The 14,669-nt window shown below is 62.2% G+C and carries 16 protein-coding genes; 8 read left to right on the plus strand and 8 right to left on the minus strand.

Annotation, left to right across the window (positions count from 1 at the left end; genetic code table 11):
• Positions 1 to 159: 159 nt before the first annotated feature.
• Both QMA15_RS22855 and QMA15_RS22860 read left to right on the plus strand, forming a co-directional pair.
• A complete protein-coding gene (locus tag QMA15_RS22855) occupies positions 160 to 1,506 on the plus strand; it encodes an APC family permease (protein ID WP_290286774.1) in 1,347 nt (448 codons plus the stop codon).
• A gap of 25 nt (positions 1,507 to 1,531) precedes the next feature.
• On the plus strand, positions 1,532 to 1,909 hold the full coding sequence (locus QMA15_RS22860) for a hypothetical protein (protein WP_020971303.1): 378 nt from the start codon (positions 1,532 to 1,534) through the stop codon (positions 1,907 to 1,909).
• Positions 1,910 to 1,958: 49 nt separating this feature from the next.
• Here QMA15_RS22860 and QMA15_RS22865 read toward each other — a convergent pair whose 3' ends face one another.
• From QMA15_RS22865 to QMA15_RS22875, 3 genes are all read right to left on the minus strand, one after another.
• On the minus strand, positions 1,959 to 2,663 hold the full coding sequence (locus QMA15_RS22865; RefSeq protein ID WP_205907105.1) for an SDR family oxidoreductase: 705 nt from the start codon (positions 2,661 to 2,663) through the stop codon (positions 1,959 to 1,961).
• 52 nt (positions 2,664 to 2,715) lie between these two features.
• Complete coding sequence (locus tag QMA15_RS22870) at positions 2,716 to 3,597, minus strand: MBL fold metallo-hydrolase (protein ID WP_205907106.1); 882 nt, start codon at positions 3,595 to 3,597, stop codon at positions 2,716 to 2,718.
• Positions 3,598 to 3,725: 128 nt separating this feature from the next.
• Complete coding sequence (locus QMA15_RS22875) at positions 3,726 to 4,307, minus strand: TetR/AcrR family transcriptional regulator (protein WP_021333266.1); 582 nt, start codon at positions 4,305 to 4,307, stop codon at positions 3,726 to 3,728.
• 77 nt (positions 4,308 to 4,384) lie between these two features.
• Between QMA15_RS22875 and QMA15_RS22880 the strand changes: the two genes are divergently transcribed.
• A complete protein-coding gene (locus QMA15_RS22880) occupies positions 4,385 to 5,068 on the plus strand; it encodes an SDR family oxidoreductase (protein WP_134999358.1) in 684 nt (227 codons plus the stop codon).
• A 25-nt stretch (positions 5,069 to 5,093) separates the two neighbouring features.
• Here the strand turns inward: QMA15_RS22880 and QMA15_RS22885 are convergent, their stop codons facing one another.
• Together QMA15_RS22885 and QMA15_RS22890 are read right to left on the minus strand one after the other, a co-directional pair.
• Positions 5,094 to 5,498: a DUF4259 domain-containing protein gene (locus QMA15_RS22885; protein WP_029256654.1), complete on the minus strand. Its 405-nt coding sequence runs from the start codon at positions 5,496 to 5,498 to the stop codon at positions 5,094 to 5,096.
• A gap of 109 nt (positions 5,499 to 5,607) precedes the next feature.
• The gene (locus QMA15_RS22890; RefSeq protein ID WP_290286658.1) at positions 5,608 to 6,693 is read right to left on the minus strand and encodes a PQQ-dependent sugar dehydrogenase; all 1,086 of its coding nucleotides are present in this window, start codon (positions 6,691 to 6,693) and stop codon (positions 5,608 to 5,610) included.
• Positions 6,694 to 6,871: 178 nt separating this feature from the next.
• Between QMA15_RS22890 and QMA15_RS22895 the strand changes: the two genes are divergently transcribed.
• Complete coding sequence (locus QMA15_RS22895) at positions 6,872 to 8,080, plus strand: MFS transporter (protein ID WP_290286660.1); 1,209 nt, start codon at positions 6,872 to 6,874, stop codon at positions 8,078 to 8,080.
• Between the two features lie 27 nt (positions 8,081 to 8,107).
• Here the strand turns inward: QMA15_RS22895 and QMA15_RS22900 are convergent, their stop codons facing one another.
• Positions 8,108 to 9,004 (minus strand): helix-turn-helix transcriptional regulator, encoded by an 897-nt coding sequence (locus QMA15_RS22900; RefSeq protein ID WP_019745983.1) that lies wholly within the window; start codon positions 9,002 to 9,004, stop codon positions 8,108 to 8,110.
• Positions 9,005 to 9,138: 134 nt separating this feature from the next.
• Here QMA15_RS22900 and QMA15_RS22905 point away from each other — a divergent pair, with 134 nt between their 5' ends.
• The 4 genes from QMA15_RS22905 to QMA15_RS22920 all read left to right on the plus strand — a co-directional run bounded on the left by QMA15_RS22905 (position 9,139) and on the right by QMA15_RS22920 (position 12,893).
• On the plus strand, positions 9,139 to 10,161 hold the full coding sequence (locus QMA15_RS22905) for a zinc-dependent alcohol dehydrogenase family protein (protein ID WP_042953355.1): 1,023 nt from the start codon (positions 9,139 to 9,141) through the stop codon (positions 10,159 to 10,161).
• Positions 10,162 to 10,558: 397 nt separating this feature from the next.
• Positions 10,559 to 12,394: an acyl-CoA dehydrogenase gene (locus tag QMA15_RS22910; RefSeq protein ID WP_021333262.1), complete on the plus strand. Its 1,836-nt coding sequence runs from the start codon at positions 10,559 to 10,561 to the stop codon at positions 12,392 to 12,394.
• 20 nt (positions 12,395 to 12,414) lie between these two features.
• Positions 12,415 to 12,666: a hypothetical protein gene (locus QMA15_RS22915; protein ID WP_290286666.1), complete on the plus strand. Its 252-nt coding sequence runs from the start codon at positions 12,415 to 12,417 to the stop codon at positions 12,664 to 12,666.
• 47 nt (positions 12,667 to 12,713) lie between these two features.
• Positions 12,714 to 12,893, plus strand: a complete 180-nt coding sequence (locus tag QMA15_RS22920) for a hypothetical protein (RefSeq protein ID WP_290286668.1) — start codon at positions 12,714 to 12,716, stop codon at positions 12,891 to 12,893.
• 18 nt (positions 12,894 to 12,911) lie between these two features.
• Here QMA15_RS22920 and QMA15_RS22925 read toward each other — a convergent pair whose 3' ends face one another.
• Complete coding sequence (locus QMA15_RS22925; protein ID WP_290286670.1) at positions 12,912 to 13,616, minus strand: hypothetical protein; 705 nt, start codon at positions 13,614 to 13,616, stop codon at positions 12,912 to 12,914.
• Positions 13,613 to 14,641, minus strand: coding sequence for a nitronate monooxygenase (locus tag QMA15_RS22930; protein WP_290286672.1), 1,029 nt, complete (start codon positions 14,639 to 14,641; stop codon positions 13,613 to 13,615). Before QMA15_RS22930 ends, QMA15_RS22925 begins: the two co-directional genes overlap by 4 nt.
• Positions 14,642 to 14,669 lie beyond the last annotated feature (28 nt).

Here is a 14,669-nt window from a genome sequence, read left to right on the forward strand (position 1 = left end):
TCTGCGATTCACCTACTGGCAAGTCACCTACAAGGAAAGCACGGGACGGCACGCGCCGACGCATCCACGTCCGACCCGTGTTTGAAACTTCGACCAATGGGTACATGTCTGCTCCTGAGGTGGCGGCACGTCACCATGAAGACAGGACGAACCTTGCATATGCGACGCGCCGCGGGTGCCGAGAACGTGGACGAAACCGCAGGCGGAGATGAAGGCGGGAGTAAGAACGTTCTCACTCGGGCTATAACCGGCCCACTCCTTTTCGTGTTCATCCTCGGAGACGTCCTGGGCGCCGGTATCTACGCATTGGTGGGCGTCATCGCCGGTGAAGTTGGTGGAGCCGTCTGGGTACCACTGCTCGTAGCGCTCGTCATGGCATTGCTGACAGCAACGTCGTATGCCGAACTGGTCACGAAATATCCGCGAGCGGGCGGTGCAGCAGTATTCGCCCAACGGGCGTATCGGAAACCGCTGATCTCATTCCTCGTCGGCTTCTCGATGCTGGCGGCCGGTGTCACGAGTGCAGCAGGACTCGCCCTCGCATTCTCGGGTGACTATCTCAAAGCCTTCATCGACGTCCCGACCGTTCCAGCCGCGCTCGTCTTCCTCCTCCTGGTGGGGCTTCTCAATGCCAGAGGCATCAAGGAGTCGATGCGCGCAAATGTCGTCATGACAGTCGTGGAGGTCACCGGCCTCGTCATGGTTGTCGTCCTCGCCTGCGTAGTTCTCGGGCACGGCGACGGAACCTTGAGCCGTGTCGTGGAGTTCGACGACAGTCGATCGCCTGCACTCGCCGTGTTGGCAGCGGCGCTCCTCGCGTACTACTCGTTCGTCGGCTTCGAAACGTCGGCGAACGTCGCCGAAGAAGTGAAGAACGTGAGCAAGGTCTACCCACGCGCACTGTTCGGAGCCCTGTTGACGGCGGGCGCCGCCTATGTCCTTGTCGGCCTGGCTGTCTCGGTGGTGCTGCCCGCCGACGAGCTCGCCGCGTCCTCCGGCCCCTTACTGGCAGTGGTGTCAGCCGCCGACGTCGGTGTTCCGCCTCGCCTGTTCAGCCTGATCGCTCTGGTAGCCGTCGCCAACGGCGCACTGCTGACAATGATCATGGCAAGCAGGCTGACTTACGGAATGGCGTCGGAAGGGTTGCTCCCCAGCGCATTCGCGCGCGTGCTGCCGCGGCGCCGGACCCCCTGGGTGGCGATCATCGCAACCACAGCCGTTGCCATGGCTCTCTGCGTCACCGGATCGTTGTCAGCCCTGGCAGAGACGGTGGTACTCCTGCTGCTTTTCGTATTCATCAGCACCAACATCGCGGTCCTGGTTCTGCGTCGTGACGCAGTGCAACACAGCCATTTCCGGACACCGATCATCTTTCCGATCCTCGCCCTCGGTACGTGCGTTGCGTTGCTCACCCCGCAGAGCGCCGCAACGTGGTTGCGCGCATCATTACTCTTGGCGGTCGGAGTAGTGCTGTACGCCCTCTCCCGCCGTCGATCCACGAAGTAAGGTGCGATGTTCGAAAGGGGGTGTGATGACCGACAGTTCTGACACACCAGATGTAATTCAGCGTCGAGAGCGAAAGATCAACAGGCGAACCCTGACGTACGGCCTGTCCGTCGTTCTGGCTACCGCGGCACTGGTTGTCGCGATCGTCTGGTTGGGCTCCCGGCGGGGCGAATGCTTCGGTACCGACACCTTGCTGTGCTCACAGAAAGATCGCCGACTGGCCGTCTTCGTCCCGAGCCTCATGCTGCTACTCGGCTCCGTGGGCGCGTTCTTGCGAGCCTCCCTGCGATTGCACCGTCTGCGGCGCCTCTACATCCGGCCGTACATGGCGTGGCTCCTGACGGGGCTCACCCTGGTGTACCTGGCGGGAGCCTTCATCTTTATCGAGGGCAATATTCTCTGAATACATCTGTTCGGCAATCGGATTCACAGACCGAAGCGGTAGCTGTCGTTCAGAATCGTGTGTCGTCGATGGCAGTAAGGACCACTTCTCGAACCGATGACGAAGACGACAGATTCGAGATGGAGCGCACGGTATCCACGACGTCGTGCACGGGAACCAGAGACCCATCTCCGCGGGCAGCAGCGATGTCTCGGGGCACATCGAGTCCATCTTCCGTGTTGAGATATCCGAGGTGAAGGACCGTCACTGCGAGTCGGTCCTTCCGGTAGCCCTCTCTCAACGCGTCGGCAATGCCGTTGATCGCGGACTTCGATGCGCCGAACGCAACTTCCGGCCTACCGCTTCGCGGGAGCCCCGAGGTAGAACCGGTCAAGAAAATCCGAGGTCGAGGACGCCCGATCATCCGTGGGATCAGGCGCTTCGACAAAAGGATCGTGCCGGTGATGTTGGCGTTGATCATTTCCAGCATTTCGACGTCCGATTGATCTGTGAACACATAATCGGAAGTAAAGGCGTCCCCTTCCCAAATTCCGACGTTGCAAATCAGGGTGTCTACACCTCCGACAAGCTCCTGGTCGATCGAATTCGCTGCCGTAACTGGGTCGGTCAGGTCTGCTTCGATCCACTCGGAGACGTCGAACCCGTCAGGGCGCCGACGAGAAATACCGACAACGTCGTGACCATCGCTCCTCAAGCCCTCGATCAATGCACGACCAAGTCCCCGGCTCGCGCCGACAACAACTACCCTCGCCACAATTACACCCTTCTGCCCGCTCTGTTCACATCCAATGGATGACACGACACATTCATGCACGCCGAAATACGTTGCCCTCGAGCGTGACAACGGCACCGGCCGCAACGAGTCGCTGAAGGTGCAGCTGCGCAGTTCGTCGTTCGACTGCATCGACGTACGGCGCGGTGACGTGCGGACGGTAGACGAGGCGATGCGCGACGATGTCTTCCAACTGCCTTGGTTCACCGAGAAATTGGACGAGTCTTTCTTCGCGGCTGAGCAGTTTGTCGCGGTAGGCGGTCAACCGGCGACGGAACTCGTCGCTACCTTCGACGACGCCCTTTTGATGGAAGGTGCCGTACCACCGAGCGTCGATGCCCGCGGCGCGGTCGATGGAGGCGAGGAAGTCGTCGACGCTACTGCCCAGGTCGCCGTACATCGGGCCGAAGGAGGTGAGATCGATGTCGGCGACATAGAAGAAGCCGTCGGGCTCGATGAGGAGGCCACAATGTCCGGGAGTGTGACCAGGTAGGTGAATGACCGTCGCCGTGCGGTCTCCGAGGTCGAAGACGTGGCCGTCGGCGATCCCGGAAACGTCATCGTGCGTCGGGGGAATGCCGTACTGCACTGCTATTGAATGTTCGACCTCAGCTCGCTCCTCGGGGCGGAGTCCGTAATTTGTGAGCATCGTGTCAAGGGAGGCGACCGACGGTGCGTCGAGGTTGTGCGCGTACGTCGGTGCTTGAAAATGCCGGAGACCGGCAACGTGGTCCTCGTGGCCGTGACTGATGAAGACGAGGTCTGCGCCCACGGGATCTCGGTCGAGGGAGAGGGACGGGTCGATCACCAGCGTGCGTTCGGATCCGTGCACGACCACGGTGTTCCCGAAGGGGACGGTCCCACCGTTCTCTGGTACCAGCACCGAGACTTTGCCAAATTCTGTGGGTGTGAACATCTCTCGCTTCTCCCTGCGGCCATCGGGTAGTGACGTTGCAGATCTCGAAGCAATCGAAGGTATCGCTGACAGAGACCTCAGTCAGTATGCATGGCCGGGTCAGCGGACCGTACGCGGATCTTCCTGGACTACCCGGTGAGCTCTTCACGAGCAGCGACAAGGACTTCCTCGGAGAGGGACGATCCCTTGGTGGCTCGCGAGAGGACCAGAGCGCCGATCATGGTCGAGAGACGCACCAGCCCGTCATGCTCCTCATCCGCGAGCGCCTCGGCAAAATCACCGACCCCCTCGACATACACCCGACGGGCCTCACTGTCTGCCGGCTCGCGTGCCATGTCGGCGGCGAGTGCAGCAGCGGGACATCCGTCTGCCGGATTGTCGCGATGCTCCACGGAGAGGTAGTTGTCGATCAGGGCTTGTCGAGCCTCGTCACGCTGGCCAGCGTGCCTTTCGAGACCTGCTGCGTGCAGCTGCGCCAGTTCAGCGAAGGCATGGGTGGTCGCTTCGTCGATGAGCGCGTCCTTGGACGCGAACTGCTTGTAGAAACCACCGTGGGTCAGCCCCGACGCCTTCATCAAGTCAGCGACGCTGAGGTGAGTGCCCTTCTCTCGGAACAGACGAGCTGCGGTTTCCACGACGCGCCGACGGTTCTCTTCCGCTTGTTGCTGCGATACGCGGCCCATCACAACGCCTTCCAGTTTGGATTTCACTTGACATCTATCCTAGCCCACACTTAGATTTGATTCATAATCTAAATGTCACCGACAGTCACAACCCTGGGAGAATCATGGACCTGAACAAGACGGTTGCGGTCGTCACCGGAGCCAATCGCGGACTCGGCCGCCATCTGGCCGCAGGGCTCGTCGAGCGCGGCGCAAAGGTGTACGCGGCTGCCCGCAATCCGGAAACTGTCGATCTGCCCGGCGTCATCCCCCTGAGGTTGGACGTGACGGACGCCGAATCGATCACCGCCGCAGCGCAAATCGCATCGGATGTGACCTTGGTGATCAACAACGCCGGAATCTCTACCTCGGCACCCTTGATCGGAGGCGACATCGATGACGTTCGCCGCGAGATGGACGTCAATTTCTACGGCCCGCTTGCCGTGACCCGGGCGTTTGCTCCGGTCGTCGAAAACAACGGAGGCGGAACAGTACTCAACGTTCTTTCGGTGCTGTCCTGGTTCCATCCGGCTGCGCTCGGGTCTTACGCGTCATCGAAGGCAGCGGCGTGGGCGATGACCGACGCCGTTCGAGAAGAACTGGCGCCGCGGGGAATCGCCGTCTCGGCACTGCACGTTGCATACATGGATACCGACATGGCTGCGGGCGTACCGGCCGAACAGAAGATCGCTCCGGCCGATGTCGCCGCGCAGGCCCTGGACGGCATCGAACGTGGGCTGGCTGAGATCCTCGCCGACGACACCACCCGGTATGTCAAGGGGAGTCTGTCGTCGTCGAACTCCGAGTAACCAAGGGACTGTTGACGAGTGACACTCATCCCACCGTTTTGAGACTCGCCAATCTGCCCAGGATCGGTGCCCGCCAAGCCGCGAGGTCTTCCGGACCGTTTTCTTCCCACAACTCGTACAACTCCGACGTGTCGCTGTCTGCGACGGCACGCTCGAGTGCGGTGAGAACCCATGCCTTCTGCTCCGGACTCAAGCTTCCGGCGTACCCGGCGGCATCAATCTCGGCCAGCTGCACAGGCGCCGGCGCAACCCCGTGCGCAACCGCAAGGATCTCGGCGACGGCAATAGCTGTTTGAGCATCATCGGCATCGAGGTAGCCGTCGTCGGGGTGGCGTGCGTAATCGTCGATATCGTAGTCACCCGCCTGTACCGCGCTGAGCAGGTCGCCCGCTACGTCGTTGTCGAAAGGTCCTGAACCCCAAGTCCCCATGCTGTCTCTCCGATCCGTACCCGCGTCATCTGTCGTAACGATATTAGTGAATCACCGGCTTCGGCGAGGTTCCTCGGGCTGGAAGTACTGCGTTCGCCGGAAATCGACGTCAGCGCAACGGCACCCGAATGATGCGGTCATCACCGGGGTTGGGGTCGCCGCGTCCGTCGGTGTTGTTCGTCAGTATCCACAGCGACCCGTCCGATGCGACTACAACATCACGGAGGCGCCCGTATTCGTCGACGAATTGCTCGTCGGCGGTCGCGGGATCGGTCAAGGGCACCGTGCGGAGTCGCTCACCACGAAGATTGGCGATGTAGATCGTGCCGTCGTGGATGGCGATTCCGCTGGGGCTGGCATCGTCAGGTGACCATTGTTGGAGCGGGTCGATGAATCCGTCTTCACCCGCAATCCCTTCGACCTCGGGCCACCCGTAGTTTCCGCCTGCTTCGATCTTGTTGAGCTCGTCCCAGGTGTCCTGCCCGAACTCGCTGGCGTACATCGTGCCGTCCTCGGTCCAGGCAATGCCCTGGGAGTTGCGGTGGCCGTAGCTGTAGACAAACGAGTTCGGAAATGGATTATCCAGCGGCACATCGCCATCCGGAGTCATTCGAAGGATTTTCCCGGACATCGAGTCGAGGTCCTGAGCCCTGTCTCGACTACCGGCATCACCGACGGTCACGTACAGCATCCCGTCCGGGCCGAACGCGATGCGACCACCGTTGTGGTAGTTGGCCGAAGCGAGCCCGTCGAGAATCGTCTCGGCCGGCCCGAGCGCGAATTCCCCCGGAGCACCGATGATGTCGAAGCGTTCGATCCGGTTCTCCCCGTTCGCGGTGAAGTACGCGTACAGGCGGTTTTCACGTACTGCGATCCCTAGTAAACCGCCCTCACCTCTTGGGCTGACGCCGTCGACGACTCCCACCTCGCGGCTGTTCCCGCCGGCGTCGAGTTCGAGGATTCGCGCGCTGTCGCGCTCACTGACAAGTGGTGTGTCGCCGTGGAATGCGATCGACCAGGGCGCGTCCAAGCCGTCGGCGACGGTCTCGGGTTCACCGAAGGCCGCGGCGGGCGCCGATCGTGTTGTCGTGCTTGCCTGCGGACGGGGCCCTTCAGGATCCTCGCTACCGCAGGCCGTCAGGAAGGCCGAGACGAGCACGGCGGCGCCCAGTCCTCGGATCTGTCGTCGTGTCATGGGCGCGTCTCCCGGGTTCAGGCAGTCTTTGCGCCGACGGTAGCGCGCAATCGGCCACACCGGGAGTCCCTTCGAGTACCCCCAACGACCGGGACTCCCTCGCAGGCGACGGGCGTGATGCCCTGGACGGGTGCGCCACGACATGCGCGTCGTCAACAGAAAGAGAACTGACCACCCCATGATTTCCGCCCCGACCGTCGAAGAAACCGGCCGCCTGCCGCTCGTGATCTACGTGCTGGCCGTCGGAGTTTTCTTGATGGGCACAACCGAATTCGTCGTCGCCGGCATTCTTCCCGAAATCGCGGGTGACCTCGGTACGTCGATCGCGAACGTCGGCCTGATGATCACCGTCTTCGCGATCGGAATGATCGTCGGCACGCCGGCGATGGCGATCTTGACACTCAGGGTTCCCCGACGCGTGACCTTGAGCTCGGCTCTGATTGTTTTCGCGATCGGACACGTCATCGTCGCGCTCTCGTCCAACTTCGGACTCATTCTCGGCGCCCGCTTCCTCACAGCCGTGGCGACGGGCGCCTTCTGGGCAGTCGCCGCAGTGGTCGGAGCAAAAGCGGCCGGCCCGGCGTCTTCCTCGCGGGCGCTCGGCATCGTCTTGGGCGGAGGCATGCTCGCGAACGTCATCGGTGTTCCGCTCGGCGCTCTGGCTGGTCAGAGCATCGGGTGGCGTGGTCCTTTCTGGGCCCTCGCCGCCCTCGCACTCGTCGCCGCGGCCGTCGTCCACCGATTGGTACCCGCCGACACCGACTCCGGTGCGGTGCCGTCCTGGCGGGCGGAGATCGCGAGCCTACGGGACGGACGCATCTGGCTCGTTCTGTCCGGTTGCGCCGTCGTGTGCGGGTCGTCGCTGGCGGCGTACAGCTTCATCTCTCCGCTGTTGACCGAGAACACGGGACTTGCTGCGTCGGCAGTGCCGCTAGTGCTTGTCGGCTACGGACTCGGTGCGTTCGTCGGCTCCAATCTCGGCGGTCGACTCGGTGCGAAGCATCAGTACGGGGTCTTGTTCGTCTCGGCAGCGATGACGTTTCTCGTACTCGGGGCGCTCTGCCTCTTCTCGCACAACGTGATCGTGACGGTGATTCTCGTAGTCATGCTGGGACTATTCGGCATGTCGACCAATCCCATCCTGATCGGGATGGCTGTGCGTTATGCCGATCAGGCGCCGACGATGGCTTCTGCTCTCAGCACCTCGTCGTTCAATCTGGGCACGGCGGTCGGCTCCTGGATCGCCGGGTTCGTGTTGGCCTCGAGTCTCGGTGCCACTGGGCCGGTGTTGGTAGGCACCGGCGTTGCCGCTCTCTACTTTCTGCCGCTGATGATCCTGTTGCGCAAGGAACGCACGAAGCGCACCGCCGTCGAAGTGGTCAACTGACGACCCGATCAACCGTCGCGCAGTTCGTCAGCCGTCCGTCAGCGACCGCTCCGACACGTGAGGCGCAGAGTCCGCATTCTCACTGGCTGCCAACGAGGCGAGTAACTGCATCCGTTCCGCGGAGGGCGATCCCGGCTCTGCGGTGTAGATCGTGAGCGTCAACCCCGGCTCGGCGGCCATCTCCAAACCTTCGAAGGCAAGCGTCAGCTCGCCAACGGCGGAGTGGTGAAAAGTCTTGAATCCGGTGCCGTGATGGCGGACGTCGTGCGCGCCCCACCGACGCCGGAATTCCTCACTCCGAGTGCTGAGTTCACCGATCAGATCGTGCAATTCCTTGTTGTGAGGATCTCGCCCAGCCTCGGTTCGCAGAATCGAGACGGTCACCTCGGCAAACGCGTTCCAGTCCGGATAGAACTCGAAAGCCCTTTCGTCGAGGAACGTGAAGCGCGCGATGTTCGGGGGCTGCCCCGGCATGTCGTAGAGGTCCTTGTAAAACGCACGCGCGAGTGGGTTGACCGCAAGAAGATCCATGCGACCGTTCCGCACGAAAGCGGGTCCTGCGGTGACTGCGTCGAGCGCCCACTGCAGGCTCTGATGGGGCTTCCAGCCCTTCGTATTTCGCCGACGCGGGGGCCTGGCTACCGGGCTTGCCGCGTGCGCGAGATCAAAAAGGTGGGCGCGCTCGGCGTCGTCGAGTCGTAGGGCCTTCGCGATACTGTCGAGCACTCCCGGCGATGCGCCGCTGATCGCTCCGCGCTCTAGCCTCGTGTAGTACTCGACGCTCACGCCAGCGAGGGTTGCCACTTCACTTCGACGCAGACCTTCCACGCGGCGGTTCGATCCGGCCGGCAGTCCAACTTGTTCGGGCGTGACTCGGGCGCGCCGCGAGGTCAGGAATTCGCGTACTTGCGCTCGATCGTCCATGCCATCGAGCGTAAGTCAGTGACCGGTAGCGAGGGAGTCCCTCGCAGTACCACTATCGCGCGGGACTCCCGCACGCCGCCAAATCGTGATCAGGTTGAAGTGACACGAAGAAACCGATGGTGAGGAGCCACGTCATGCGCGCTGTCGTCATGCATGCCCCCGGCGATGTCCGGGTCGAAGAGATCGAAGCGCCGGTGATCGTCGAACCGACCGACGCGATCATTCGCGTTACAGCCACCTGCGTCTGCGGTTCCGACCTCTGGCCTTATCGCGGCATCGAAAAGCTGAATGGCCCGACGCCGATGGGACACGAATACGTGGGCGTCGTCGAACAGGTCGGCCCCGACGTCAACGACATCGAAGTTGGGGACTTCGTCGTGGGCTCGTTCGTTGCGTCGGACAACACCTGCGAAATCTGCGAGGCCGGCTTTCAGTCTCGCTGTATCCACCAGGTCATGATGGGCTCGGTCGGCACCCAATCCGAATACGCTCGCATCCCGCTCGCGGACGGCACCCTCGTCCCTGTCCGCGGAGAGCCGACCGAGCGGCAGGCTCGCAGCCTCCTTGCAGCCTCCGACGTACTCGGCACCGGTTGGTTCGCCGCCGTAGCTGCGGAAGCCGGACCTGGCAAAACAGTCGCCGTCGTCGGCGACGGCGCAGTCGGACTCCTGGCGATCCTCGCTGCCAGACAACTCGGCGCCGAGCGGATCATTGCCATGTCACGTCACGCCGACCGGCAGGCACTCGCCACACAATTCGGCGCCACCGACATCGTCGAAGAGCGGGGCGACGCGGGCATCGCGAAGATCAAGGAACTCACCGGCGGCTACGGCGCCCACTCGACCGTCGAAGCCGTAGGCACCCAAGAATCGATGATGCAGGCTATCGGAGCTACCCGCCCCGGCGGACATGTCGGCTACGTCGGGGTATCCCACGGCGTCGAACTCGACGGCATGAACCTGTTCTTCGCGACGGTGAGCCTGCTCGGCGGTCCCGCGCCGGTCAGGCGATTCCTACCCGAACTGATCGAGCTCATCATGACCGACCAGATCGACCCAGGCATCGTCTTCGACCTCACTCTCCCGTTGGAGGACGCCGCCGCCGGTTACCAGGCGATGGACGAGCGGCGCGCCACCAAAGTGCTACTCACCCTCTGACCGATACCAAAGGCTCACGAGACAGAACTAGGCTCTACACGCCGATCGAGGAACGTCTCGGCTACCAACGAGAGGCGCTCTTGGTTTACCGAGCAGCATGTTCACTGATCACAGCGAATGCGTTTGACGCCGAAGGTGAGGATGGGCACTTCGATTGGTGCGCAGCTGCTTTGATTCAAAAGGATGCTACGCGACTGATATGCACCCCCACCAGCGGAAACCGATTGTACGAGTGAATGTTTCAATGAGATCGACTCGGCGCTACTTTGCAGCAACGACACTCGTCTCTACCTACGGTTGCGTACTGAATTCCTTGTGGGGCAGGCTTTCTTGTGTACTGCTGACGAGCCGTATCTGCTGACGAATCGTATTGCTGACGAACCAAGGTCGGAGAACAATGGGTCACTACAAAAGCAACGTGCGTGATATCGAGTTCAATCTGTTCGAGGTGCTCGGGATCGGCGAACTGTTGGATGCCGGCGCATACGGGGACCTCGACACCGACACTGTGCGCAACATTCTTGCGGAAGTAGCGAGACTGGCAGAAGGCCCGGTCGCCGCGTCCTTCGCCGACGCGGATCGGAACCCTGTCGAATTCGACGCACCCAATCACGCAGTTGTGGTCCCGGAACCTCTACGCAAGACGGTCGAGGCGGTGAACGAGGCCGGTTGGTCGCGACTCGGCCTACCAGAAGGCATGGGTGGTGTTCCTGCTCCGGCGCCGTTGGTCTGGGCGATCGGCGAAATGTTGGTCGCGGCAAACGGATCCGCAAGCTTTTTCAACATGGGTCCACTGATGGCGAGCGTGCTCTACACCATCGGAAACGAACAGCAAAAACACTGGGCCAAAGAAGGATTCGAGCGCGGATGGGCCGGAACGATGGTGCTCACCGAACCAGACGCCGGATCCGATGTAGGCGCAGGCCGAACAAAGGCAATCGCGCAGGACGACGGCACCTGGCACATCGAGGGCGTCAAGCGGTTCATCTCCGGCGGCGACGTCGGAGACACGGCCGAGAACCTCTTCCACTTGGTGCTTGCCCGGCCCGAGGGCGCCGGTCCAGGAACCAAAGGTTTGAGCCTGTTCTACGTTCCGAAGTCCCATTTCAACTCGGACACACTTGAACTGGGAGAGCGCAACGGTGTCTACGTCACCGGCGTCGAGCACAAGATGGGCCTCAAGTCTTCCCCAACTTGCGAGCTCACCTTCGGAGCGACGGACGTTCCTGCCGTCGGCTGGCTCGTGGGTGATGTCCACAACGGTATCGCCCAGATGTTCCAGGTCATCGAGAATGCTCGAATGATGGTGGGCACCAAGGCGACCGGAACACTGTCCACCGGCTATCTCAACGCCCTCGAGTACGCAAAAGAACGAATTCAAGGCGCAGACCTCACCGAGCTGACAAACAAGACCGCGCCCCGTGTGGCCATTACGCACCACCCCGACGTCCGACGCAGCCTGGCGATGCAGAAGGCCTACGCCGAAGGCCTCCGAGCGGTCTACCTCTACACCGCTGCACACCAGAATGCCGATGTCGCCGAGTTGGTTTCGGGTGCGGATGCCGAATTGGCGGCGCGGGTCAACGATCTGCTGCTGCCGATCGTCAAGGGCGTCGGCTCCGAGAAGGCCTACGAACTGCTCACCGAGAGCCTGCAGACCCTGGGCGGCTCCGGTTATCTTCAGGACTACCCCATCGAGCAGTACATCCGCGATGCCAAGATCGACACCCTGTACGAGGGCACCACGGCGATCCAGGCGCAGGACTTCTTCTTTCGAAAGATCGCACGCGACCGCGGCGTTGCACTCGCTCACGTAGCCGGTCGCATACGAGAGTTCATCGACAGTGAGGCCGGGAACGGTCGTCTCAAGGCCGAGCGAGTCCTACTCGAGACCGCCTTGACCGACGTGCAGGAGATGGCCGGGACGCTCACCGGGTATCTGATGGCTTCCCAGGACCAACCCTCCGAGTTGTACAAGATAGGCCTCGGCTCGGTGCGCTTTCTGTACGCGGTAGGCGACCTGCTCATCGGATGGCGCCTGTTGGTGCAAGCGGAAGTCGCGTTGGCAGCCTTGGACCGTGACGCGTCGGCAAAGGACCGGTCGTTCTATCGGGGCAAGGTGGTCATCGCGTCGTACTTCGCCAAGAACATCCTGCCTATCCTGGCGTCGACGAAAGAAATCCTGGGTTCCCTCGACAACGAGATCATGGAACTCGAGGAAGACGCATTCTGACAACGTGCCATAGTGAAAGCATGTATATGCCCGACTTCGACTACGTGGGAGTCTGGAGCTTTCCGATCATGGGGCCGGATGCACCAGACGACGCTCCCGCCAACGTCGTCGAGGCGTGCCAGGCTGTCGGCAAGGATCTGCAATGCCGCTGGCACGGCCCTGATACGTACATGCAGAACTGCGTGTGGACGGTGTCGATGCTCGATGACGGTCAGTGCCACCTCGCGCTGGACCACGGCCAAAGGGCAAGAGTGCAGGAACCAGTCCCCTGATCGGCGTCAGGGTCGTCGGGCCGCACATAGAACAGCCTGTACAGGAGTTGACGGCCCTGATCGCCGGCGAAGTCCAGGACGAGCTGGCCGGCGGATTTCCCTTTGTGCACTGGCCCATCGAGAAGGACCGACTCTTGATGCCGACATTGCGTGGCGGACGCGCGGTATGGGTGGTTCGCAGCGCTGATCGCATTGTCTCCGAGATCGGCGAACTCTGCCCGAGATGAAAATGCTTGCTGCGTGATTCAAACGTGGTCGTGAACCGGCGACGGAACCTTGTTGGAACGATACGAGTCTCCGCTCCGGTTCGGCCGCCAGAGACGCCAGTGTTTCGCGGACAACCGGAACGGGAGATGGTCTTGTAGGTGACGAGCACCGGACGACAACCGTTCGTCTGCAGGCAGGTTGAGCCAAAGGGACAGTGAGGATGTCGCGTTGCCGAGGGTTGCGCGTATGCCTGACTCGCCGAGAATCCGGCCGTATCCATCCACGGCAAAACGGCCAAACGTGTCGGGGGTGATGTCGGGGTACGGCGCGCGGGTGTTGGGGTCGATCAGGCGTACGGGCGCGCTGCAGGTCAGCGCCGCCACAGAACGTCCGTGGGTTGTGACCGCATCGCAACCAACGAGGGCATCGAGCGCTTCGTTGACAGAACCAGGTGGGACGTTCCATTCGGTATGGGTTTGCGCTTTGTAGCGGGGCCCACCGAAGAGCTCGGTAGCGAACGATGACAACTGCGCGGTCGGCTCGGATGGCCCACTCTGGTAGATCTCGAACGTCCACGACGGCAACGACACTGGTTCGGTGCAGGATTCCAGGAACGTCTGCAGCCGCTGAAATGCAACATCGGGACGCTTGACTCGAAGCGAGTGTGCACCACCGGCGGACCCGGGCAACCCGTCGTATGTCACTACCTCGGGCAATCCGGCTTCCGGTGTCCGCGCCGTCACAGGTTAGCCAATCGCGAAAGCACTACCCCGGCTGGTTCCTCCGTCGCGTGGCGATAGCCAGTGCCGGCCCACAGGTGCATTCGCTCGGGATCTGCCTGCGCAACAGCGGCTTTACGCATCGGGTTGGTCAGGTGATGGATGGCCGGATACCCGATGGGCGCCCGTGCGTCGTAGCGATCGATGAACTCGTTCCGAAGTGCCCGTGCAGGACGTCCCGTGAAAGCTCTTGTAACGACCGTGTTCCCGCGTGACGTGCCGGCCAGAGCTGCCTTGTGCGGAGCCGAGGCACCACTCTCCTCGGTGCGCAGCAGTACGGTACCGACCACTGCCGCGTCCGCTCCGGCACGTAAGGCTGCAGCGACGTCGGCGGAGGTCGCCAGTCCACCGGCCGCCAATAGCGGAACAGAGGTGCGATGACGGATTTGTGCGATCAGTTCGGTGATCGGTGTTTCTGCCGGAACCTGCAGGGGAGTGAGCGTTCCGGAGTGGCCGCCGGCAGCCGACGATTGCACGACAAGCAGATCGGCACCGGCGTCGACGGCAAGGAGCGCCTCTGCCTCCGAAGTCACAGTGAGGACGACAAGTGAACCGGCAGCGCGCAGCGCCTTGATGACGCCGGGTGTGGGAAAGCCGAAGGTGAAGCTGACCACCGGAACCGGGCTGGCCAGGAGCAGATCGATCTTGTCCTCGAAGTAGTCGTCGTCTTCGACCGGCTCACCGTCAGCCAGCGTGATGCCGTAGCGATCCGCATCGACCTGGATCACCCTGGTATAGGCACGGTAGGCATCGACGTCGACAGGCACCGGGTTGGGCGCAAACACGTTGACACCGAACAACACTCCCTCGGCGCGCACGGTGTCGATCTGGTCGGACAGAGCCTGAGGCGTCTTGTACCCGGCGGCGAGGAAGCCGAGACCGCCTTCGCGAGAGGCAGCAGCAACAAGTGCCGGTGTGGAAGCGCCGCCGGCCATGGGGGCTGCGATGACAGGGACCTTCAGGTCGAGATCGGTTGTGAGTGCGCTCATTCGAACATCTCCAGTCCTACGTCGGATA

It is taken from the genome of Rhodococcus sp. APC 3903 (assembly GCF_030407755.1).
Taxonomy (GTDB): Bacteria; Actinomycetota; Actinomycetes; order Mycobacteriales; family Mycobacteriaceae; genus Rhodococcus_F; species Rhodococcus_F erythropolis.

What these genes read in the sequence shown, in the direction of transcription:
- QMA15_RS22855 (WP_290286774.1), top strand. Translation starts at nt 160, where the DNA reads ATGCGACGCGCCGCGGGTGCCGAGAACGTGGACGAAACCGCAGGCGGA.
- QMA15_RS22860 (WP_020971303.1), top strand. Translation starts at nt 1,532, where the DNA reads ATGACCGACAGTTCTGACACACCAGATGTAATTCAGCGTCGAGAGCGA.
- QMA15_RS22870 (WP_205907106.1), bottom strand. Translation starts at nt 3,597, where the DNA reads ATGTTCACACCCACAGAATTTGGCAAAGTCTCGGTGCTGGTACCAGAG.
- QMA15_RS22880 (WP_134999358.1), top strand. Translation starts at nt 4,385, where the DNA reads ATGGACCTGAACAAGACGGTTGCGGTCGTCACCGGAGCCAATCGCGGA.
- QMA15_RS22885 (WP_029256654.1), bottom strand. Translation starts at nt 5,498, where the DNA reads ATGGGGACTTGGGGTTCAGGACCTTTCGACAACGACGTAGCGGGCGAC.
- QMA15_RS22890 (WP_290286658.1), bottom strand. Translation starts at nt 6,693, where the DNA reads ATGACACGACGACAGATCCGAGGACTGGGCGCCGCCGTGCTCGTCTCG.
- QMA15_RS22895 (WP_290286660.1), top strand. Translation starts at nt 6,872, where the DNA reads ATGATTTCCGCCCCGACCGTCGAAGAAACCGGCCGCCTGCCGCTCGTG.
- QMA15_RS22900 (WP_019745983.1), bottom strand. Translation starts at nt 9,004, where the DNA reads ATGGACGATCGAGCGCAAGTACGCGAATTCCTGACCTCGCGGCGCGCC.
- QMA15_RS22905 (WP_042953355.1), top strand. Translation starts at nt 9,139, where the DNA reads ATGCGCGCTGTCGTCATGCATGCCCCCGGCGATGTCCGGGTCGAAGAG.
- QMA15_RS22910 (WP_021333262.1), top strand. Translation starts at nt 10,559, where the DNA reads ATGGGTCACTACAAAAGCAACGTGCGTGATATCGAGTTCAATCTGTTC.
- QMA15_RS22915 (WP_290286666.1), top strand. Translation starts at nt 12,415, where the DNA reads ATGTATATGCCCGACTTCGACTACGTGGGAGTCTGGAGCTTTCCGATC.
- QMA15_RS22930 (WP_290286672.1), bottom strand. Translation starts at nt 14,641, where the DNA reads ATGAGCGCACTCACAACCGATCTCGACCTGAAGGTCCCTGTCATCGCA.